Source organism: Corynebacterium felinum (assembly GCF_030408755.1).
GTDB classification, from domain to species: domain Bacteria; phylum Actinomycetota; class Actinomycetes; order Mycobacteriales; family Mycobacteriaceae; genus Corynebacterium; species Corynebacterium felinum.
Window position 1 is genome coordinate 621,274 of record NZ_CP047209.1, and the last position, 21,559, is coordinate 642,832.

Sequence of the window (21,559 nt, forward strand, 5' to 3'; positions counted from 1 at the left end):
ACTTTTACAGATGTTAAATGTGTAGTGGCGGCTGCTGTGGGCTGCGTCAGGTTAGTGTCTCGGCTGTGCTTCAAGGCGATGTGGGTGTGGGCATGGGGGATATGATGGTACGCATGACTAATCGCACCCCTCATGATCTGGATTTTTTGCGCACGCATCTTGTCACGAACGGTCCTTTTGCGCATATCGACGTCGTTGCTGAGACTGGTTCGACGAATACTGATCTGATTGCGTTGGCGCATGAGGGTGCGCCCGCGTGGTCGGCATTGATTGCTGAGCATCAGACTGCTGGCCGGGGCCGGATGGGGCGCAGTTATACTGCCCCTTCGGGCGCGCAATTGTCGGTGTCGGTATTGATTCGCCCACCGAAGGAGTGCGTGCAGCGTTTGGGCACGATGCCACTGGCGACGGGTTTGGGCTTGGTGGATGCGTTAGGTCCGGATGCTGGGGTGAAGCTGAAGTGGCCAAATGATCTCAATCGTGAGGGGCGGAAGTTGTGTGGCATTTTGGCGGAAGCTGTGAGTTTGACTGAGCCTGCAGTGGTGATTGGCTTGGGTTTGAATACTGACCTTCAGCCTGATGAGCTCCCGGTGCCACATGCAACGTCGTTGAGCTTGGAAGGTATTGCGTTTGAGCGCAATGAGCTTGCAGTCCGGGTGCTTTTAGGGCTGCATTGTCGTTTGGTGCAGTGGCAGGAGAATGATCCTGCCTTGTTGGAGGATTATCGTGCGGTTTCAGCGACGATTGGGCAGCAGGTGCGGGTGATTTTGCCAGGCGATAAGGAATTGCTGGGCGAGGCTGTAGGTGTTGCTGATGATGGCCGCCTAGAAGTTCGTGATTCTCAAGGTATGCTGCACAGCCTGTCGGCTGGGGATGTTACGCACTTAAGGTTGCAGGAGAATTAGTAGCGTGTGATTGTGGGAAATAGAGAGCGAAAAACGCTGCTGGCTAATTTAAACTATGCTTGGTCGCACTATGTTTTTTCGCCCTGTCGATAACGAGCGTTTGCTCGTTGATCTCACGAGTCCTGTGCATGCGACGGTTTTTCCGTTCATTGAGCTTGTCGCAATCACGGGTGTTGCGTGGATGCTGATTGGCTATTTTGATGGCCCCGGTTTGAACCCGGATATGCATAATGTGCTGGTGGGGTTGTGGGCAGTTTTGGTGTGCTGGCGGTTCTTTTTTAAGGTTTTTAGTTTGCGCCGTCGCCGGATTGTGGTTACTGATCAGCGCATTGTTGTGCGTTCGGCTGGGCTTGCGGGTGCGGTGGCTACTTTTCCGTTGTCGGCGGTGCGCCAGGTGGCGCGGCGTCGGGGCACGATTATGTTGGCTGTTATGGGTGCTGATCGTCCTGTGATTATTCCTGAGGTGCCGCAGGCGAAGCGGGTGCAGGCGATTATTGAGCAGGAGTTGATGCGGCGTTAGCGTGGGGTGGTTTTGTGGGTACGGTTTTTGCTGCCTAGAGTAGGGTGAGTGACCAATTCAGCCGATACTGTACACGCTCACCTGTCCCCGACGTCGCTACGCTTGTCCGATCAGCCTACTGTCACTGTGATCGGTGACGGTCAGCTTGCGCGGATGATGCACACTGAGGCGATCGAGTTGGGGGTTCATGTGCGTATTCTTGCTTCTGATGCCCACAATTCTGCTGCCCAGGTGGTCGGCGATGTGGTGATTGGGGATTACACTGACCTTGCTGATGTGCGCGCTGTTGTGGCGGGTAGTGATGCGGTGACGTTTGACCATGAACATGTGCCCACCGAGCATTTGCACGCATTGCGGGCAGCAGGGGTGAATGTGCAGCCAGGCCCTGAGGCGTTGGTGAATGCGCAGGATAAGCTGGTGATGCGCACAAAGCTTGCGCAGCTGGGCGCGCCGGTGCCGGAGTTTGCCGCTATCGAATCGCTTGACGACGCCCGCTCCTTCTTCGCCGCTATGAACGGCGCTGTGTGTATCAAGGCCCGGCGTGGTGGCTACGACGGTCACGGTGTGTGGTTCCCCGACACCCGAGAAGAGCTCGATGAACTGATAACTAAGCTTCTCGACGCCGGCACCTTGTTGATGGCAGAGCGCAAGGTTGCGCTGGTGCGCGAGTTGTCCGCAATGGTGGCGCGCACCCCCTCAGGTGCAACACAGGCGTGGCCGGTGGTGGAGTCGGTGCAAACGAATGGTATTTGCACTCTCGCGATTGCCCCAGCCCCAGGTCTTGGCGCGGTGGAGACGCAGGTGCGTGAACTTGCCGCCACTATTGCCACCAGCCTTGGTGTGACAGGTGCTCTTGCAGTGGAGCTTTTTGAAACCCGCAATGCGCACGGTGAGCCCGAGATTTTTGTCAACGAGTTGGCCATGCGCCCACATAACACGGGGCACTGGACCCAAGACGGGTGTATCACTAGCCAGTTTGAGCAGCATCTGCGCGCTGTGTTGGATTTCCCTTTGGGCTCCACCGAGATGACCGCACCTGTTACCGTGATGGCGAATGTGTTGGGGGCTGAAAACGATCCTGAAATGAGTATGGCTGAGCGGATGCGCCAGGTCTGGCTGCGTCATCCTGAGGCGAAGATTCATTTGTATGGAAAGTCGCATCGTGCCGGCCGCAAAATAGGACATGTGAATGTATCCGGTGACGATGTGAACCAGGTGCGTTCGACAGCACTTGCGTGTGCACATTTCCTTGTTCATGCCCGCTGGCCTTAAACGGTTTCATTTCTTGAGCCCGCATTGAAACAGACGCTGTTTTTCCGCAGCGACTGTTTCAACGCGGGCATGTGTGCTTTCTCCCACTAAGCATGCAAACAACAGGTTTAGCACGCATGGTGCATTGTGACCTCACGACAGCACGGGGGCGTGCTTAGGCCTGCGCCTTCCAGCAAGGAGGAAGTGCCCTTTGAGCACGTATTTTCCTTGTGGCACCCCCGAAGATACTCATTGTGCGAACACCCCATCGGCGCTGAATCCACCCCCTAACTCGACCTTTAGGTTTCTGATGGGCTGAATTCTGCCCTTGCGAATGGAATTGGTCGAGTTTGCTTGGTGTGCGTGGGCGCAGCGGGTTGGTGTGGTTGGGGTTAAGTGATGCTCGCAGCGCATGCGCTGGCGCAGATGTGTTTGAGGTCATCCTTTCCGAGGGAATGCTTTTGTTTGCTTTGTTCTTTGGGTTTGCTGGGTTTTTCTCATGCTTGGGTGGGTTGCCGATTGGGGCAGCATGCTGGGTTTTGGGGCTTACTCGACCTTTAGGCTTTTGAGGGTTTGGATTCTGCCCTTGCGAGTGGAATTGGTCGAGTTTGCTTGGTGTGCGTGGGCGCAGCGGGTTGGTGTGGTTGGGGTTAAGTGATGCTCGCAGCGCATGCGCTGGCGCAGATGTGTTTGAGGTCATCCTTTCCGAGGGAATGCTTTTGTTTGCTTTGTTCTTTGGGTTTGCTGGGTTTTTCTCATGCTTGGGTGGGTTGCCGATTGGGTCAGCATGCTGGGTTTTGGGGCTTACTCGACCTTTAGGCTTTTGAGGGTTTGGATTCTGCCCTTGCGAGTGGAATTGGTCGAGTTTGCTTGGTGTGAGTGGGCGCAGCGGGTTGGTGTGGTTGGGGTTAAGTGATGCGCTGGCGCGTATGTGTTTGAGTTACGCAGTGTTTGAGGGCATCCATTCCAAGGGAATGCTTTTTGTTTGCTTTGCTCTTTAGGTTTACTGGGTTTTCTCATGCTTGAGTGGGTTGTCGATTGGGTCAGCATGCTGGGTTTTGGGGCTTACTCGACCTTTAGGTTTTTGAGGGTTTGGATTCTGCCCTTGCGAGTGGAATTGGTCGAGTGTGCTTGGAGTGCGTGGGCGCTCGTGTGCTGTAATCCACGCTGAGGATGCGTGTATGTGAGCTCTTCTCTTCATGTGGGCGGATAAGAAGTACTCCACGAATTGCGTGGGGTAACGATGTGATGTGGGGTGTTGAAATAACTGTGGTGGGGGTGTGGTTGGTGGTCGTAGTTGTGGCCAGTTAGTGTGTGTTTAGGCCGTGGTACACCCCTAAAAGAATTTCAGGCTGGCGATGGTGCCGTGCCCTAGATGTTCTAGCTGCATCGTGCGTTGAGGATGCTTGTGTGGGTTTATGCGCGGTGACATACTGTGGTGGATAGTCTGTGCATGAAGGAGAAAAAGATGACTGCTCTCGTTGGTTTGATTATGGGTTCGGATTCGGACTGGCCTACTGTTTCGCCAGCTGCTGAGGTTTTGGCGGAATTTGGTATCCCATTCGAGGTGGGGGTGGTGTCGGCACACCGCACACCAGAAAAGATGCTGGCCTATGCTAAGAGTGCTCACACTCGTGGTTTGAAGTGCATCATTGCGTGTGCTGGTGGTGCTGCACACTTGCCGGGTATGGTTGCTTCTGCAACGCCGCTGCCTGTGATTGGTGTTCCGCGTGCTCTTGATCAGCTTGATGGCATGGATTCGCTGTTGTCGATTGTGCAGATGCCTGCTGGTGTTCCAGTGGCGACGGTATCCATTGGTGGTGCGAAGAATGCTGGTCTGCTCGCTGTGCGTATTTTGGGTGCTGGCAACACTACGTTAGTGGAGAAGATGGCTGCTTATCAGGAGAATATGCGTCTTGAGGTTGAGGCGAAGGATGAGCGACTGCGCAAGTCGTTGCTTGGTGAGTAACTCTTTTTAAGCACCTGCATGAGGTGGTGTGGTTGCTTAGTGGGAAAGAAAAAAAGGGGGTTGAAGGTGAGGTCGCATGCGATTGTTGTGCTGGGCTGTCAGGTGTATCGCGGGCATCCGAGCAGGTTGTTGGCGAGTCGGCTTGATGCTGCTGTGAAGCTTGCGGCTGCTGATCCTGCGGTGATTGTGGTGTCGGGGAAAAATGAGGCGTGGCCCATGTTTGAGTATTTGGTGGCTCGCGGCATTGACCCTGTCCGCATCATTGTGGAAAACGAGGCGACGAGCACCAACGAGAATTTGGAAAACGCGCACCGCTTGCTTGGCGACGCCGTTTCGATGCTGGTGGTTACCAACGATTTTCACATTCTGCGCACAAAAGTGTGGGCATGGCATTTGGGTTTGACGATCCGCACCCATAGTGCCACCTCACCACCACCGCACCGTCAGCGGGCGTTTGTCCGTGAGGTTTTTGCGCTGCCGCATTCAACCTTGCGGGTGTTGTGGCGTAAGTGGGTGGCGTGTCGCGGGCAAAAGCACTCTTAAGCTAATCGACGATCGCAACTGCGAGTTCTTTTTCGATGCGGCCGAAGTTGTAGTAGGCTGCGCACGCACCCTCAGGGGAAACCATGCAGGTACCAATGGGGGTGTCGGGGGTGCAGGCGGTGCCAAATACTTTGCACTGCCACGGTTTGATATAGCCGGTAAGAACCGAGCCGCATTCGCAGGCCTTGGGGTCTTCCACTCGGTTACTGGGGAGGGTGAACGTTTTTTCCGCATCAAATTCGGCGTAGGTATCTGCGAGTTTCAGCCCAGAATGCTCAAGCCAGCCAAGCCCACGCCATTCAAAGGTATCGCGCAGGCTAAAGACCTCGTTTAACAGCGCTGTTGCTGCCGGGTTTCCTGCCTCACGTACCACGCGGCTGTACTGGTTTTCCACGCGGGCGTTGCCTGCGGCAACATCACCGGAAATGTATTGCTCAAGTAGCATGGCGACGCCTTGGAGAATATCCAAGGGTTCGAAACCGCAAACCGCAACGGGGAGGTTGTGTGCGGCAGGCAGGAACTCAAATGCTTGGGTCCCCACGATGGTGGCGACGTGACCGGGGCCGATGAAGGCGTCGACAAGCGTTTTGCCGCCGTCGGCGATGGCTCGAAGCGGGGGTTCGATGGTGACGTGGTTGGAGAAAACAGAAAAGTTTTTCACCCCGCGCTCACGGGCGGTTTTCAGCGTTACCGCGGTGGAGGGCGCGGTTGTTTCGAATCCGACGGCGAAGAAAACGACCTGCTTATCGGGGTTATCTTCCGCAATTTTGAGGCTGTCGAGCGGGGAATAGACGAAACGGACATCGGCGCCGCGGGCGCGGGCATCAAGCAGCGAGCCGGTGGTGCCAGGCACACGCATCATGTCACCGAACGTAGTCACAATAACATCGGGTTGGGCAGCTAACCAGAGTGCATCATCGACCCTCCCCATGGGGATCACGCAGACTGGGCATCCGGGGCCGTGCACGAAGTCAATCGCGTCAGGTAAAAGGTTTTCCAATCCGTAGCGGTAGATGGTGTGGGTGTGACCGCCACAAATCTCCATGATTTTCAACGGCCGCTCCAGCTTGTCCGTTTGGGCGTGAATGCTGGCGATCAGGGCGCGGGCGGCCTGCGGGTCGCGAAATTCATCAACGTATTTCATGGCTAGTTAATCTCCGAACTGCTAAACGATTCCACTTCTTCTTCGAACGTGTTTCCCCCGAGTCTCTTGATCTGTTCGAGAGTAGTCAAGGCTTCTTGTTCGTTGATCGTGCTCAGCGCGAAGCCGACGTGCACAAGAACCCAGCTGCCAACCTCAATGTCGTCGCCGATGAGAAGCTCGGTGGAGATCATGCGGGAAACCCCGTCGATGCTCACGGTTGCGCGAGCCGAGTCGTGAATGTCGACTACCTGCGCGGGAACGCCAAGACACATGGGTATCTGTCCTTTTCTTGTGCGGGAGAGAGAAAACCAGGCAAGGGGCGTGAGATGAAAAAAGAGGGAATACCAACACCTAGTTTCTCACTTTGGCCACACACTTATGCTACTTTGCAGAACATAAAGCAAAAAACGCGACTGTGCTACCCTTCCCTTTTCCCATGCACACTCCACCCCCACACTTACCCCACATGAGCCCCATTCTCGGTGGGTAATGCAGCTTCTCTATCACGTCCATAGTTATTGAGGGGCTACTGGCGTCAGACTTTTTTACGCATACGTGAAACTCACATGTGTTTACCTCAAACACCAGAGCAGCTTTTTCAGGTGCGCTGCGGCGTGAGCGGAAGTGGAGTGGTTCTCGCGTGGAAAAATGAACAATCGTATAGTGAAAGACGGTGCCAGCACAAATGCCACACCGCGTTGAATCTCCCGCCCCTTTCAAGGATGACCCGCCAATGGAGCCGAAAAACCGCCTCAACCAGGATCAAACCCACGTTAATGAGACTATTGCCCGGGTGCGACGCCGCCCAAGCAAACTCAAAGATACCCATGTCACCCTCGCCCATGGTGCGGGCGGAAAAGCGTCCGCCGCGCTGGTGGAGCACGTCTTTTTCAATGCTTACGGCAACGATCTGCTCGGGCAGGCAGGCGACTCCGCAGTGATCGGGCTCAACGAGCTTGTGAGCGCTGGGGACGCGCCAGGGGCGCAGATTGCGTTCTCTTCAGACGGGTATGTAGTCAACCCCATAGAGTTTCCCGGCGGAAACATAGGCGAACTCGCCATCAATGGCACAGTGAATGACCTTGCAGTTGCAGGAGCGATCCCGCAGTTCATCTCGGCAAGCTTTATCCTCGAAGAAGGCCTAGAAATCGAAACGTTGCGTCGCATTGTCACCTCCATGCATCAGGCCGCTGACAAAGCGGGTGTGCGCATCGCCACAGGGGATACCAAGGTGGTGCCCAAAGGGGCAGGCGACAAAATCTACATCACCACCTCCGGCATCGGCATCATCCCACAGGCCCGGAACTTAGGTTTCGAGCATGTCGAGAAAGGTAACAAAATCATCGTTTCTGGCCACATCGCTGACCACGGTATGGCAGTGATGATGGCCAGGGGTGACCTCGCGATCAACGCCCCCATCGAATCCGACACCCGTGAGGTAGCCACGCTTGTCGACGCCCTTGTGACCGCCGTCCCCAACACACGGTGGATGCGTGACGCAACCCGCGGGGGATTGGCTACCGTGATGAATGAACTCGCCGAAAACACCGGACTCGGGGTGGCGCTTGAAGACGAAGCAATTCCAGTACGCCCCATGACCCGCGCCGCCTGCGACATGTTGGGAATCGACCCCCTCTACGTGGCCAACGAGGGAACCTTCTGCGCTGTAGTTCCCGCCGAAGACGCTGAGCGTGCCGTTGCCGCACTGAGAGCTGCCGGTGCGGAAAACCCGCGGGTTATCGGAAGAATTGTCAGCCAGCCCGCTGCCGCAGTAGTGCTCATTACTGGTTTCGGTGGCACCCGCATGGTGGATAAACTCGTCGGGGACCCACTGCCACGCATCTGCTAAAATTCCTCAAAGCTACTCACTAGTCGCGCCGCAACCGCCTGACCCACACTGATCCCACCATCAGTACAGGGAAGCGCAGAATGCTCAAGAAGCGGGTACGGCAGGTGGTGGCGCAGACGCTGGATAAACAGCCCATTCACCGCACACCCACCAGTAACCCCCACCACTGGGAGGTTATCGTGCGAGCACTGTTCACCATCATCCTCCATGAGAGCGTCGATCGCACTGACTACCGCGCGGGCACATACGCGAGCCAACCACTCGTGAAAAAGCCACGCCCGCACGCCCGAATCTAACCGCGAGTCGCTCAGCATCTCCACCAGATCTTTCAACCCCTCACCGACGTTGATGGCGGAAGACGGGGCAGAAGCATGCTGTTGCAACATCATCGCCGCTTGGCCTTCAAAAGAGACCTCGTGAATCAAACCGATGATGCTGGCGGCGGCGTCGAAAAGCCTCCCAGCACTCGATGTGGACACCACACCCATACCCGAGGAAAGTTGCGAAGCAACCAGCTGAGTCTCCTGTGGATCCACCCCTTCAGGCACCGGCACATCCACCCCAACAGCATGCGCCACGCCCTGAGAAACCCGCCACGGGAACTGCACCGCACGATCCCCACCGACAAGCGGGAACTCCGGAATATGCCACCACCTGCGAAAACCACCAGTGCGCTCAACAATCAACACCTCCCCGCCCCACACCGAACCATCCGACCCGAACCCCGTGCCATCACAGGCAATCACCACACCCAAAGATCCCACACGACCATGCTCAGCGAGCAACGACAGCGCATGCGCGTGATGATGCTGCACCTGCACCAGCGGAACATCATGGCGATCGGCAAACCGGGAAGCCCACGCCGACGTCGAATAGCCAGGATGCGCATCACAGGCCACCACATCCACCCGCACACCTCGAATGCTGACCATCTGCGCCACCATCTTCTCAAAGGCCTCCAACGCCGCCAGTGAGCCCATATCTCCCACATGCGCCGACACATGCACAACCTCACCGACCGCCAACGCAGCCGTATTCTTCAACTCACCACCCACAGCCAACACACACAAACCATTACCCACAGGAACCCGAAACGGAATCGGTGCCAACCCCCGCGAACGCCGAACCAACCGCGAACCCACCACCACCGAATCCTCCACCGGTACATGAATCTCACGATCATGCAGCACAAACGCGTCCGCGAAGTCTCCCAAACCCGCCAACGCAGCCTCATTTGAAAAACAAATCGGCTCCCCAGCCACATTCCCACTCGTGGCCACCACCGGGCGATCCACCACCAACACATGAAGCGGGGAATAAGCCACCATCACCCCCACCTCATTCAAACCCGGCGCAATATCTGCCACCCCCACGCCCTCACACACCGGGGCAACCACAATTGGGCGAGCCGGGGAGCACAGTACCTCCAGCTGCTCGGGAGAGAACTTCGCCCACTTTTGTGCTTCCGCAACATCTGGCACCATCACCGCAAAGGGCTTATCACCACGGCGTTTGCGTTGACGCAACGTGTGCACTGCTGAGGGGCATCGAGCGTCGCACATTAGGTGAAAACCCCCGATGCCGCGCACCGCGACGATCTTGCCGGCGTCGAAAAGCTCATGCACTGTTGCCCACACATCCTCGCCCTCGCACAGCTGGTTGCCCTGCTTGTCAGTAAGCCACACACGAGGGCCACACGCTGGGCAAGAAATAGGTTGAGCATGAAAACGACGATCAGCCGGATCGGTATACTCGCGTTCACACTCGGGGCACAGCGGAAACACCTTCAACGTTGTGGCAGGGCGATCATAAGGTAGCGACTCAATAATCGACAGGCGCGGACCACAATTTGTGCAGGTAATAAACGGATAACGGTAACGACGATTGCGCGGATCAGCCATCTCCCGCGCACAATCATCACACATCGCAACATCAGGCGGAATAAACGTCGCCGCCGACCCCGATGAGCGTGTCGACGCCCTAATCTCAAACCCCTCCTCGCCAGGAACCACCTCACACGACGTCACATCGTGCCCAATAACCTGCGCCAAAGGCGGAAGCTCATGCACAAGCATCAACTCAAACTCAGCCACTGCATCCGCAAATCCCTGAACCTCCAGCTCCACACACGACACATCGTTGACGCAAAAGCCCGACACCCCACATTTCGAAGCCGCACGGGATAAAAACGGGCGCATACCCACGCCCTGGACCACGCCACGCAAAAGATGCCGCTGACGCACAAGCTCACGATCGCCATACATACTTCATCAGTGTAGAGGGTGCCCCTAACACTGCTGTGACCTCCCCAAATGCCAGTGTGTTGTGCTGCACTGCAGCAGCCTAAAGGGGTAGCATCAGACTTTGTGCACGAAATCGCTCTTTCCACCCAGCTTGCGCACGTTGTTCAACGCGCCGCAGGGAATCGACGAGTCTATGATGTGCACCTGAAAATCGGGGCGTTACGCCAAGTTGTGCCAGAAACTCTCACCTACGCGTGGGGCTTCGTAACCAAAAAGACACCCCTCGAACAGGCCACACTGAGCATTGAATGGGTCGACGCCATAATCGAATGTGCTGCCGGGCACCGTCGCGACATCTCAGGCGAGGAGTATCTTGACCTTTCCTGCCACCAATGCCCCGAACCGACCCGCGTGATCGCGGGCGAGGAGTTTAGCGTCATCGATATAGAGGTTGAAGGAGAAGAACATGGGACGATTCCACCGCCACGATAATGATCACGACCACCATCATCACCATGATGAGCACGAGCATGATCATCACTATGGTGAGGGTTATTCGCACACGCATGAGCATTCGCACGGCCAGGGGCATTGGCATACCCACGAACACTCGCATAGTCAAGGGAAGGAGCATCTAGGGGATCACTCAGGCTACGAAACCTCACGCGAACGCATCAGCGTGCTGGAAGATATTTTCTCCGAAAACGATCGGCTTGCAGACTCCAACCGCCATGCCTTCAGCGAGCATGGGATAGTCGCCATCAATGTCATGAGCTCACCAGGCGCTGGAAAAACTGCGCTGCTGGAAAAAACACTTGCCCATCTTCACCAGAAAGTGCGCATCGGAGTAGTCGAAGGCGACATTGAAACAGCCCTCGACGCCGACAGGCTCACCAATATGGGGGCACAAATCTCACTTGTGAATACCGGTAAGGGTTTTGGTGGTGAATGTCACCTCGACGCCCCCATGGTCGCAGCCGCGCTGAAGAATCTCACGCTCGATGCCCTCGACCTCGTCTTCATCGAAAATGTTGGAAACCTCGTTTGTCCAGCGGAATTTGAAGTAGGGGAGCACCACAAAGTGATGGTGGCCTCCGTTACGGAGGGGGAAGACAAGCCCCTGAAATATCCTGTCATGTTCCGATCCGTGGACGTGGTGATTGTCAATAAAATTGATCTTCTCCCATATCTCGATTTCGATATGGATCTGTTCATCAAAAATATTCGGCAGGTAAACCCCGAGGCCAGAGTAATTTTACTCTCCACCAAAACTGGGGAAGGAATGGAAAACTTCTACGACTGGATCACCACCGTCGTGCCTTCTTAACTTTGGCTACATTTCCTCATGCCAACCGCCGTTGTTAGCTAATGTTATACCTAACGAAAGAAGCGTGAAGTGACACCGTATACGTGGACGGGTACCCCCGCGTCCACGTATGTGCACACGCACTCTTACCTAACGTTGAACAATCACGAGGTTGGATTCATGCACTTATTGGACACGTGGCAAGGCGAAACGCTTAAAGAAAACCTTGAGCGTAAAGGTGTAACCCGCCGAGATTTCATGAAAATGTGCGCCTCGATGGCCGCAATCTTCACCGTTGGGGTACCCCTAGAAGGGGTAGCCACCGCCGAAGAAGCAGAAAAAATCGCCGAGACCCTCGATAAAGTAACCAAGCCCAATGTTGCGTGGCTTCAACTTCAAGAATGCACCGGCTGTATGGAATCCGTGTTGAGGTCTGGTTCTTCCACCATCGAAGACCTCGTACTCAACCAACTGTCGGTCAACTACAACGAACTCGTGATGGCCGCTTCTGGTGAAGCAGCCGAAAAAGCCCTGCATGATCTGAACGAAAGTCCACACATCCTCGTAGTCAACGGTTCTGTCTCGTTGGCAGAAGATGGCGTCTATTGCATGATCGGTGGGAAAACTTCCGAGGAAGTGCTTCGCGAGGCAGCGAAAAACGCCACCGCCATCCTTGCAGTTGGTGCCTGCGCAGTTTACGGATCAGTGCAAGCAGCCAGGCCAAATCCCACTCACGCCGTTGGAGTGGATGACATAATCAAAGACAAACCCATCATTAATGTCTCGGGATGCCCACCAATTGGTGAGGTGATTACCGCCACCATCACCTATATTCTTACCCACGGGAAACCACCGAAGGTGGATGCCGAAGGTCGCCCCCTTTTCGCCTACGACCAGCGTATTCACGACTCGTGCCCCCGCCGCGCACATTTCGATGCCGGCCAGTTCGTGCGCACCTTCGACGACGAAGCCGCACGAAACGGATGGTGCCTGTATGAAGTGGGATGTAAAGGCCCATCCACCTTCAGCCCGTGCCCGATTATTCAGTGGAACCTCAAATCAGGGTGGCCCATTGGTGCGGGCCACCCGTGCATTGGGTGTACGGAAAAGCACTTCTTCGACCGTTTCACCCCGTTCTATGACACTCTGCCCCACATTGTTGGCTTCGGCATTGAAAACAGCGCGGAGAAAATCGGCTTCGGCCTCATCGGTGCCGCAGCAGCAGGCGTGGTGGTGCATGGGGCAGTCACAACAGTTCGCGAAATCGGGATGCGTAAGAGTAACGGTGCGATTGAACCACTAGCGGCATTTGGTGAACAACCCAATGAACCCACGGTGATCGCTCCCTCAACAAACCCTGACCACCTTGCAAAGCACGCTAAAGATGCTCAAGCTCAAGATCAAGGGAGCAAAAGCTAAGACGAGCCAGGACCTCACACCACTTTGAGGGTTCGCGCTTGTGATGACCACCAAACCGCAGAAGAAAAACGTTAAAAAGGGAGAACGCCGTGACTACCGAAAGAATCGTTGTTGACCCCCTCACCAGAATCGAAGGGCACCTTCGTGTTGAGCTCGAAGTTGAAGACGGGATGATTAAAGATGCCTGGAGCGAAACCACCCAGTTCCGGGGAATCGAAACCATTGTGGAAGGGCGAGACCCCCGCGACGTGTGGGCATTCGTGGGGCGCATTTGCGGTGTGTGTACAGGTACCCACTCTGTTGCGTCGGTCACCGCAGTGGAGGCAGCAATTGGGTGTGACATTCCCAAGCAAGCGCAGCTGATTCGTGAAATGGTTCTAGCGAGTCAGGAGATCCACGATCACGTGGTGCATTTCTACCACCTGCACGCGCTTGACTGGGTGAATGTCGTGTCCGCCGCCGAAGCAGACCCGTTCAAAACTGCGGAGTTTGCCCGCTCGATTGGTTCCACCTGGCGTGGGAACACCCCCGAACAGTTTGCGAAGGTCAAGGACACAATTAAGGGTGTTCTGGACAGTGGTCAGCTCAGTATTTTTACTGGTGGCTACTGGGAACACCCCGATTACCGCCTCCCACCTGAGGCTAATTTGATGGCGGTTTCGCACTACCTTGATGCGCTGCAGTTCCAGCGTTCCATCATCCGCATCAACACGGTTTTTGGTGGAAAGAACCCGCACCCGAACTTCCTTGTTGGTGGCATGGCCTGTTCGATTGACCCGGACAAGTCTGAGACAGTCAATCAGGTTCACCTTGATCAGATCAAGGGGTGGATTCAGGAAATCGACGACTTCGTTAATGGCTGCTACCTTCCCGACGCTCTCGCGATCATGAAGGTGTACTCCGACTACTTCGACATTGGAAAATCTGCTGATACGTTCCTTGCCGTTGGCATGGCAGGGGCAACGTTGCGCAGCGACAAGCTGGATCGATCTTTCAGCTTTGCCCACCCAGAGGTCCAGCCCGGCGTGATTCTGGATGGCGACTACACCACCCTGCATCCGCTGGATACAGACAAGATTAAGGAGTACATCTCCTCGGCTTGGTACGAGTATTCGGTGGGCAAAGATAAAGGTCTTGCTCCTGAGGCGGGCGAAACCACCCCGAAGTACACGGGACCAAAGCCTCCGTGGACGTGGCTGGCAGACAACGCAGAGTATTCGTGGTCGAAATCGCCGCGTTACGACGGCCGCCCCACGCAGGTTGGTCCCGTTTCGCGTGTGTTGGTGGCTTATCTTCACAACGAAGTGCACACGAAGAAAATCGTTGACGATGCCTTGAAGTTCTTAGACATTGGCATTGAGAAGATGAATTCCACCGGCGGACGCACTCTCGCCCGCGCAGTAGAGGCTGTGACCACTGCAAAGGCGCTGGGGCAGGTGCTGCTTCCGGAATTTATCACAGGCTTGCAGCAGGGCGACTTCGATGTCTTTAATTCCAAGACGTGGGAACCAAGCAGCTGGCCTGCTAAGACTTCCGGTTTTGCAATGCTAGAGGTTGCACGCGGAACCCTTTCCCACTACATCACTATTGAGGACAAAAAGTGCGCGCACTACCAAGCGGTAGTTCCCACCACCTGGTTGGCTGGTGGCCGTGATCCGAAGGGGCAACTAGGCCCTTACGAGTCCTCCTTGGCTAATGGTGAACATCCTCTCGTTGATCCGAAGCAACCTTTGGAGGTGCTTCGCACAATCCACTCCTTCGACCCGTGCATGTCGTGTGCCGTCCACCTGTTGGATACAGAAGGTGAAGTGCTGATGCAGGTGATGACTCAATGACCTCGCAAGAAATCACCCATGCCGGAACGCACAACCGCGCTAGGTTGTGTGTGATATCTTCCCTCCCTGTCGACCTAGTGGGATCGGAAACGTTGGTACGTTTGGCGGCGGCTGCCCCGAAAGGCTCTATCGACCCCGTGGATCACGCCCTGTATCGGGCAGTGAAACTCGTCTTTGAAGGCGACGCCTGTGGGGCCTATAACGGCAGTGCTCAGTCACTACTTGAAGTTGAAAGTTTCGATCCAGCCTCAAGCCAACGTAAGTATTCCCTGGCTATCGTGCGCGGGGTTAAATTTGGCGGGCGGAGTCGCAATGTGGCTGTGATGCGTGGCGATCTCCAGTCGGTGTTGGAAGCCTCAAAGTCTAGCGGTAGCGACAGGGCGCTTGCTCTGAAAAACGCTGGTGCCCATATCAAACTGGGGCGCCGCTGCATGGGAGTGGCAATCGCCGACATCACAGATGTTTCACAGGTGTCCTCGAAAGAGGTTCTCACCACAGGCGAGTTTAGATTCCAGGGTGTGGTAGTGCTCGGCATTGGTGATCAAAAATGCATTAAATCGCCTACCCGCGGCGGATACACTCGCATTGAGATGTGGCCTGCAGCCTTGCGCGTTCAGCACTGGCTGAACGTGGCGCTCATCGTAGCTATGTCGGTGACAGGCTACTACATCATGAATCCTTTCTTCGGTCCTCCTGCCAGTGAAGATACAGGTTATCTCATGGGGTTGATACGCTACATCCACTTCATCTCAGGTTTTGCCTGGATCGCACTCGCCTTGTGGCGGCTGAGCCTGACCATGTTTGCTACCACCAGACAGATGCAATGGCGCAGTTTGTGGCCTATTTATGGTGTTGACGATGTAAAGAATTTGTTTGGAACGGTGAAGTATTATCTGTTTCTTTCGAAACACGGACCTCACTACATTGGGCATAACGCACTTCAGCAGCTTACTTACACCAGTATTTATGTGTTGTGTATCATCCAGATTCTTTCCGGCCTCGCGCTCTACGGACTCTACGATCAATACAACATACTCTGGGTAGTTTTCAGCTACCCAGTGCATTGGATTGGGATACCAAATATGCGTGTGCTGCATGCCATGATTATGTTCTTTATTTGGGTCTTTGTTATTTTCCATGTATATTTCGCATTCCGTGCAGATGCGCTGGAAAATCATGGGGGTATTTCCGCAATGATTAACGGTGGGGTGTGGGTGCCCACCGGAACCAAACCAATCGACGCCCCCGAAATCGAGTAGCATGAACACACCATACTCCGATACCACCAACGAAAACCGCCCCGTAACTTTCCATGTGATCGGTATCGGAAACACAATCATGGGCGACGACGGTATCGGCCTGGCCATGCTCGAACAATTACGACACACAGGGCCGAAAGAAGGCAGCTACACTAACTCAGGCCGCACAATCCAACTCTCCTACATCGATGGTGGCACCTCCGGCATGGAATTACTGCCCGACATCGAAGACGCTGATTACCTTCTTGTACTCGACGCTCTCGGCGGCCCAGGCGCGCCGGGGCAGGTGCATAATTTTGTTGGTGATCAACTTCCGCGCCTGCTCAAAGCGAAACTTTCCCCGCATCAGGTGGGGTTATTGGATCTGTTGGCTGCTGTACGCTTACTGGGTAGCGAACCCCAAGCGGTGGCGGCGGTGGGAATTGTGGCTCAAGATCTTCAGCTGCACGTTGGGCTGTCAGAGTGTGCATCCCAAGCGCTGCCTGAAGCGGTAGAGTGTGCGGAGGAGTTGATTACTCGTTGGCTTCAACATCCACCCAGCTGATGCTGAATTCGTGGCCCTTGCGCAGGTCCGCTGTGGGGGTTGCGCAGACAGGGCAGGTAAGGGCGAAATACTCATCGATGTCGACTTCTTTCGCGCAGTGCGGGCAGAATACCGTTGCTGCTTGGGTTTCGATATCCAGCGTTACTCCCTCGAGTGGGGTGTGCGCAGACGCTATCGGCCATGCTTGCGTCAGGGCGTCGACAAGCACTCCCGAGCGTGCGCCCACAAGCAGCCCGATTGCGCTGACGCGCCGCCCCTGCGCTGCGTCTAGGACTGTGTCCACCACCCCTGCAAGCAACGATAATTCATGCATGAGTGTCATGGTACGCTCCGAGCAGACAAACCCCACCTTGCCGCAACTGTGATTGTGTGAAATTATGCGACTTCAACTTAACGAACTTGTCGACCCGCTGGCCGCGCGGGTTCTTTACAGCCGCAGCGCTGAGGGGATTCACGCACGGTTTGATATTTCGGGTGTGCCGCGCGTAGATCCGTTGCTTGCGGGTAAACCTATTGATGATGTTCCCAGTATTGTTATGAGGTTGTGCGGGTTGTGCCCGATTACCCACCACCTTGCGGGGATTCGCGCGCTCGATGCGCTCTACGGTATGAGTGTCGCACCAGCTGCGCAGCGAGTGCGCCAGTTGCTGCACCATGCCAGCGTTCTCGATGTGCTGGCTCCTCGTGTTGCCGCAATTTATGGTGACCGCGAACAGGCGCGGAGTATTAAACAGTTGGCTAAACGCGTGTGCGCGGCGGCGGGGCTTGAGGGCCATTTCCCTTTCGTTGCCGTTCCCGGTGGGGTTACTGAGCAGGCTGCGTCGGCGTTTGCCCACTGCGATGCGCGGTCGCTTCTCGACGCCGTGGCGTGGGCACACGGTGTTTTTGGGGCGTTGCAGCTTACAACGGCACCGACGCTTTACGACGGCGTCAACGTCACCGTTGCCAACGAAAGCGGGGATTACGACCCGCTGGGGGACTACCTTCGCGCTGATGACGAACTAATTCCCGTGGCGGATGTGCCCGTGAAGATTCGGGAGACTTATCCGTTTGATAGTGCTCCCCGTCCTGAGATTTTTGTGGGCGGATCGTGGCGCACCTACCGGGTGGGGCCTGCGGCTCGATACCCGCATCGTGACGCTTTAAGTGCCCAAGTGGAAAGCATTATGGATTCGCTGGCTGCGATCAGTCAGATTCTTTCCACCCACATACCCAGTGAGTTAGTGAATGTACATGCCGACACATATGCTGCAGAAAGCCCATGTTCTACCCCTGATGCACACGGCCAAGATCAGCGGATACATACGGTCGGCACAGGTGCAGTGGATGGTCCTCGTGGGTTACTGCTGCATACTTACGAAGTGGAGGGGAGTGTGCTTTCACGTTGCCGAATTTTAAGCCCGACTGCCCAAAACGAAACGTGGCTGGCGCAAATGCTGTCTGAAGCGCTTGAATCCGGTGGTGACCTTGAAACAGCTATCCGTGCGGCCGATCCCTGCTTGCCATGCACTGCAGCACCACTCGGCGGCATGACGATTATCACGGAGGAAAACTAGGATGTGCCTAGGAATTCCCGCCAGAATCACCAAAATTGGCGACTTTTCATCCCCCATGCCCATGGGGGAAATCGACATGGTGGGCGAGAAACGCCCATGCTGCTTCGCCTACCTTCCTGATGCCGAGGTTGGGCAGTGGGTGCTCATCCAAAACGGGTTCGCAATGACAACCGTGAGCGAAGAAGAAGCGCAGTTAGCACTAGCCGCGATAGCTGAAGTGCGCTCAACACACAACGACGATTCAGCACCTTAAACCCGTAGGGCAAGAAAAGCGCACCACCGGTATGAGTGGTGCGCTTTAGACATGCGCTGTGCTTCGTGGAATCGGTGCCCACACTACCTAATGTGGGATGCTCTCGTGCAGAATTCTTCGGATTAAGCTGCGTTTCCGTGCAGCAGCCCTCTGTGATTGGTGCACCTTTATTTGGTAACTCGACTTTTGTGCGCTTTGGCGGGTGGATCCCTAGCTGCCAAGACGCAAAGGTCGAGTAAGGGGGAAGAGCATGGTGTGCTGACCAATCCTTGAGAACAAGGCTGCAGGCGAAAAACTTCCAAACCCGATCCCCATGCGTGCCTGGTGCCGAGGCGCTTCGACAAAGCCGTTGAGAGGCGGACTTTGAGAGGGTGATGTTTTCCTGGGGATTGTGTGCGCATTGTTTTCGGGATGTAGCGGGTTGTAGAACCTGCGGAAACATGACGGGAGGGTATGAGTACGGAGGGCTAACTCGACTTTTCCGTGCGGTGGTGGCTGGTTTTGGGACTGTGGTGATGGAAAGGTCGAGTAAAGGTGTCGCTGCTGAGCAAACTACCAGTTGGCATTGGGATTACTAGATAGTGGCACCACAGAAAACCAGAGCGTGGGTAGGCGATGTCCGCACCATTACTAGCACTAGGCCAGGTTGGTGTGACTGTGGTGTATTTGCATCGTGCCTTGCGCTGAACGAAGGTTCGTTAATTGGAATGGCATAACTAAAAACGCACCACAGGTATCTGTGGTGCGCTTGAAAATAATCAGATTCGTTTAGTGGGATCGGTGCCAGCGCCATGCGGACACTGCCGCAATGACGAGAACTAAAGCTAAAACAGCGGGCCAGACCTTGGGTTGTGGCTGCATCACGTTAATCACAGCCTGCACGACGGCAAGAAAACTCAAAAAGCCTAAGAACCCCACGATGGATTCCCGAACCAGTAGTGTGCGCTTGTGCTGCGACTCGTCATCCATTAGCTCTTCACACCACCTGCGGTCAGACCCGAAACGATACGGCGCTGGAATGCCAACACCATCACAATCAGTGGAATAGTCACCAACGCGCCGGCAGCCATCACCGAAGCGTAGGGATACTCAAAGTGGCTATCGCCAGAGAAACGAGCAATGGCCACCGTCACAGGCTCTGTTGAACGATTCGACAGCTGGTTGGCCAACATGAACTCATTCCACGTTGCAATAAACGCCAAAATAGCGGTCGTAAACAGTGCTGGGGCGGCCAGCGGAAGCAACACAATGCGGAAAGCCTGGCCGCTGGTGGCGCCGTCGACACGCGCAGCCTCCTCCAACTCCCACGGAAGCTGCCGGAAAAACGACGTCAACGTGTAAATAGTCAGTGGCAAAGCGAAAGAAATATTCGGGATGATCAGCGCACGATACTGCCCAATCCACCCTAAATCACCAAACAACTGAAACAGTGGCGTCACCAGCGCAATGCCGGGGAACATGCTGGCAGCCAAAATAATGCCCGCCACATAGCCCTTAGCGGGGAAATCCATGCGGGCAAGCGCATACGCAGTAAACACCCCCACCATCACCGCCAAGGTCGTGGTGACAAACCCAATGAGTAGCGAGTTGAGGATAGCGCCTAAGAAATCATTGCCCTTTGCTGTCGAAAGCGCATCGCGGAAGTTATCCAACGTCACATGCGTGGGCCACGGGGTGGTGTCAAAAGTGTAGCGCTTATCGCGCAGCGCGGTCACCACCATCCAATAAAACGGTGCAAGACCCCACACCATGATCAGCACAATGCCCGCATAGTCAGCAATCTTTTTACGCACGATCACGCACCTTCCTTTCCAGCAGAACACGCCGCACCATACTTCGCAACCCAACTATCAGGCGGAGTCGGGGCAATCGTATCGGGAGCTTTTTCCGCGGCCTTTTTCATTGCCCGCTTCTCAGCATTGCCACTCACATCCGCCCCGAGGAACCGAATCATGAACAAAGCCACAGCGAAAATCAACAGGAAAATCATGGTGGACAATGCGGAAGCCGAATTGAAATTATTCTGGCGCATATCCGCAACCACCAGCTGAGAAATCGTGGCAGTAGGGGAGTTAGCGCTGCCCGAGATCAAAATCACCGGCAGATCATACATACGCAACGCATCAAGAGTGCGGAACAAAATCGCCACCATCAGCGCAGGTTTCACCAACGGCAACGTGATAAGGAAAAACGTTTGATAAGACTTCGCACCATCAACCTTCGCCGCCTCATACACATCCTTAGGAATCATCTGCAGGCCCGCCAAAATCAACAGCGCCATAAACGGCGTTGTCTTCCACACATCCGCAATAATCACCGCGGTGCGCGCCGCCCACGGGTCGGTAGTCCACGAAATAGGGGTACCCAGCAGCGAATTCACAATCCCACGATCCGCAAAAATGAACTGCCACAACTTTGCCGTCACCGCAGTGGGGATAGCCCACGGCACCAGCACTGCCGCACGCAAGAATGCGCGACCTTTAAATTCGCGGTTCATCACCAACGCCATCGCCATACCTAAGATGATTTCCAAAATCACGGTGACAACGGTGAAGAAGATCGTATTGCCCACAGCCGGCCAGAAATCAGTCGAAAGCACACCGGGAGGGCAAGTCCCCACCTGGCCACTCGGCGTCATGCAGCGCTGTGTGAGCCAGTACACGTAGTGTTGGGCACCGGCGAATCCGCCTTCGACAAACACGCCAGTGGCGGGGTCGAGGTGTTTATCGGATTGCACGCTCAAATAAATGGCCCGAATAATCGGGTAGCCGATCACGACGGCGAGAACAATCAACGCTGGCGCAATGAGCATAAACGCAGCACGGTTGCTGGTGCGCGCCCGGTTTCTAATCGCCATGAATGATGAATCCTTTTGTTGAAGAAAAGTGGAAAAGCTAACGCTCACCACCAACCCCCTTTAATCCACCACCACACAAACACTCGGTGAAGCGTTGCAGTGGTGT

The 21,559-nt window shown here is 55.3% G+C and carries 21 protein-coding genes; 14 read left to right on the plus strand and 7 right to left on the minus strand.

Annotated features, from left to right (window positions below):
- Positions 1-113: 113 nt before the first annotated feature.
- The 5 genes from CFELI_RS02770 to CFELI_RS02790 all read left to right on the plus strand — a co-directional run bounded on the left by CFELI_RS02770 (position 114) and on the right by CFELI_RS02790 (position 5,188).
- Positions 114-905 (plus strand): biotin--[acetyl-CoA-carboxylase] ligase, encoded by a 792-nt coding sequence (locus tag CFELI_RS02770; RefSeq protein ID WP_277103906.1) that lies wholly within the window; start codon positions 114-116, stop codon positions 903-905.
- A 55-nt stretch (positions 906-960) separates the two neighbouring features.
- Positions 961-1,425 carry a hypothetical protein gene (locus tag CFELI_RS02775; protein WP_277103907.1) on the plus strand — a complete coding sequence of 155 codons (465 nt, stop codon included), beginning with the start codon at positions 961-963 and terminating at the stop codon, positions 1,423-1,425.
- Between the two features lie 81 nt (positions 1,426-1,506).
- Entirely contained in the window at positions 1,507-2,697 is a 1,191-nt protein-coding gene (locus tag CFELI_RS02780; RefSeq protein WP_277103944.1) for a 5-(carboxyamino)imidazole ribonucleotide synthase, read from the plus strand.
- A 1,447-nt stretch (positions 2,698-4,144) separates the two neighbouring features.
- Positions 4,145-4,645, plus strand: a complete 501-nt coding sequence (gene purE, locus CFELI_RS02785; protein ID WP_277103908.1) for a 5-(carboxyamino)imidazole ribonucleotide mutase — start codon at positions 4,145-4,147, stop codon at positions 4,643-4,645.
- 66 nt (positions 4,646-4,711) lie between these two features.
- On the plus strand, positions 4,712-5,188 hold the full coding sequence (locus tag CFELI_RS02790; protein WP_277103909.1) for a YdcF family protein: 477 nt from the start codon (positions 4,712-4,714) through the stop codon (positions 5,186-5,188).
- 1 nt (position 5,189) lies between these two features.
- On the opposite strand, the gene hypD is transcribed toward CFELI_RS02790, so the two are convergent.
- Together hypD and CFELI_RS02800 are read right to left on the minus strand one after the other, a co-directional pair.
- A complete protein-coding gene (gene hypD / locus CFELI_RS02795) occupies positions 5,190-6,332 on the minus strand; it encodes a hydrogenase formation protein HypD (protein ID WP_277103910.1) in 1,143 nt (380 codons plus the stop codon).
- 2 nt (positions 6,333-6,334) lie between these two features.
- A complete protein-coding gene (locus tag CFELI_RS02800) occupies positions 6,335-6,604 on the minus strand; it encodes a HypC/HybG/HupF family hydrogenase formation chaperone (RefSeq protein WP_277103911.1) in 270 nt (89 codons plus the stop codon).
- A 461-nt stretch (positions 6,605-7,065) separates the two neighbouring features.
- On the opposite strand from CFELI_RS02800, the gene hypE reads away from it, so the two are divergent.
- The gene (hypE, locus tag CFELI_RS02805; RefSeq protein ID WP_277103912.1) at positions 7,066-8,181 is read left to right on the plus strand and encodes a hydrogenase expression/formation protein HypE; all 1,116 of its coding nucleotides are present in this window, start codon (positions 7,066-7,068) and stop codon (positions 8,179-8,181) included.
- Here hypE and hypF read toward each other — a convergent pair.
- Positions 8,178-10,445, minus strand: a complete 2,268-nt coding sequence (hypF, locus tag CFELI_RS02810; protein ID WP_277103913.1) for a carbamoyltransferase HypF — start codon at positions 10,443-10,445, stop codon at positions 8,178-8,180. The two genes, hypE and hypF, sit on opposite strands and share 4 nt — an antisense overlap.
- A gap of 102 nt (positions 10,446-10,547) precedes the next feature.
- On the opposite strand from hypF, the gene CFELI_RS02815 reads away from it, so the two are divergent.
- The 6 genes from CFELI_RS02815 (at position 10,548) to CFELI_RS02840 (ending at position 16,787) form a co-directional block, all read left to right on the plus strand.
- The gene (locus CFELI_RS02815; RefSeq protein ID WP_277103914.1) at positions 10,548-10,916 is read left to right on the plus strand and encodes a hydrogenase maturation nickel metallochaperone HypA; all 369 of its coding nucleotides are present in this window, start codon (positions 10,548-10,550) and stop codon (positions 10,914-10,916) included.
- Positions 10,891-11,751, plus strand: coding sequence for a hydrogenase nickel incorporation protein HypB (gene hypB, locus CFELI_RS02820; protein WP_277103915.1), 861 nt, complete (start codon positions 10,891-10,893; stop codon positions 11,749-11,751). The genes CFELI_RS02815 and hypB overlap by 26 nt, the downstream gene beginning before the upstream one ends.
- A 159-nt stretch (positions 11,752-11,910) precedes the next feature.
- Positions 11,911-13,149, plus strand: a complete 1,239-nt coding sequence (locus tag CFELI_RS02825) for a hydrogenase small subunit (RefSeq protein ID WP_277103916.1) — start codon at positions 11,911-11,913, stop codon at positions 13,147-13,149.
- An 89-nt stretch (positions 13,150-13,238) separates the two neighbouring features.
- Positions 13,239-14,984: a nickel-dependent hydrogenase large subunit gene (locus CFELI_RS02830; RefSeq protein ID WP_277103917.1), complete on the plus strand. Its 1,746-nt coding sequence runs from the start codon at positions 13,239-13,241 to the stop codon at positions 14,982-14,984.
- Positions 14,981-16,243, plus strand: coding sequence for a Ni/Fe-hydrogenase, b-type cytochrome subunit (gene cybH / locus CFELI_RS02835; RefSeq protein WP_277103918.1), 1,263 nt, complete (start codon positions 14,981-14,983; stop codon positions 16,241-16,243). Before CFELI_RS02830 ends, cybH begins: the two co-directional genes overlap by 4 nt.
- Before the next feature lies 1 nt (position 16,244).
- On the plus strand, positions 16,245-16,787 hold the full coding sequence (locus CFELI_RS02840; RefSeq protein ID WP_277103919.1) for a HyaD/HybD family hydrogenase maturation endopeptidase: 543 nt from the start codon (positions 16,245-16,247) through the stop codon (positions 16,785-16,787).
- Here CFELI_RS02840 and CFELI_RS02845 read toward each other — a convergent pair.
- The gene (locus CFELI_RS02845) at positions 16,756-17,100 is read right to left on the minus strand and encodes a hydrogenase maturation nickel metallochaperone HypA/HybF (RefSeq protein ID WP_277103920.1); all 345 of its coding nucleotides are present in this window, start codon (positions 17,098-17,100) and stop codon (positions 16,756-16,758) included. The two genes, CFELI_RS02840 and CFELI_RS02845, sit on opposite strands and share 32 nt — an antisense overlap.
- Before the next feature lie 64 nt (positions 17,101-17,164).
- Between CFELI_RS02845 and CFELI_RS02850 the strand changes: the two genes are divergently transcribed.
- Together CFELI_RS02850 and CFELI_RS02855 are read left to right on the plus strand one after the other, a co-directional pair.
- Complete coding sequence (locus tag CFELI_RS02850; protein WP_277103921.1) at positions 17,165-18,343, plus strand: nickel-dependent hydrogenase large subunit; 1,179 nt, start codon at positions 17,165-17,167, stop codon at positions 18,341-18,343.
- Between the two features lies 1 nt (position 18,344).
- Positions 18,345-18,596 carry a HypC/HybG/HupF family hydrogenase formation chaperone gene (locus CFELI_RS02855; protein WP_277103922.1) on the plus strand — a complete coding sequence of 84 codons (252 nt, stop codon included), beginning with the start codon at positions 18,345-18,347 and terminating at the stop codon, positions 18,594-18,596.
- Positions 18,597-19,364: 768 nt separating this feature from the next.
- Here the strand turns inward: CFELI_RS02855 and CFELI_RS02860 are convergent.
- Genes CFELI_RS02860 through CFELI_RS02870 form a run of 3 tightly spaced genes read right to left on the minus strand, consistent with a single transcriptional unit; the run spans position 19,365 to position 21,453 of the window.
- Positions 19,365-19,565, minus strand: coding sequence for a hypothetical protein (locus tag CFELI_RS02860; protein WP_277103923.1), 201 nt, complete (start codon positions 19,563-19,565; stop codon positions 19,365-19,367).
- Positions 19,565-20,347, minus strand: coding sequence for a carbohydrate ABC transporter permease (locus CFELI_RS02865; RefSeq protein WP_277103945.1), 783 nt, complete (start codon positions 20,345-20,347; stop codon positions 19,565-19,567). The genes CFELI_RS02860 and CFELI_RS02865 overlap by 1 nt, the downstream gene beginning before the upstream one ends.
- A gap of 44 nt (positions 20,348-20,391) precedes the next feature.
- Positions 20,392-21,453: a carbohydrate ABC transporter permease gene (locus CFELI_RS02870; RefSeq protein WP_277103924.1), complete on the minus strand. Its 1,062-nt coding sequence runs from the start codon at positions 21,451-21,453 to the stop codon at positions 20,392-20,394.
- Between the last annotated feature and the right edge of the window lie 106 nt (positions 21,454-21,559).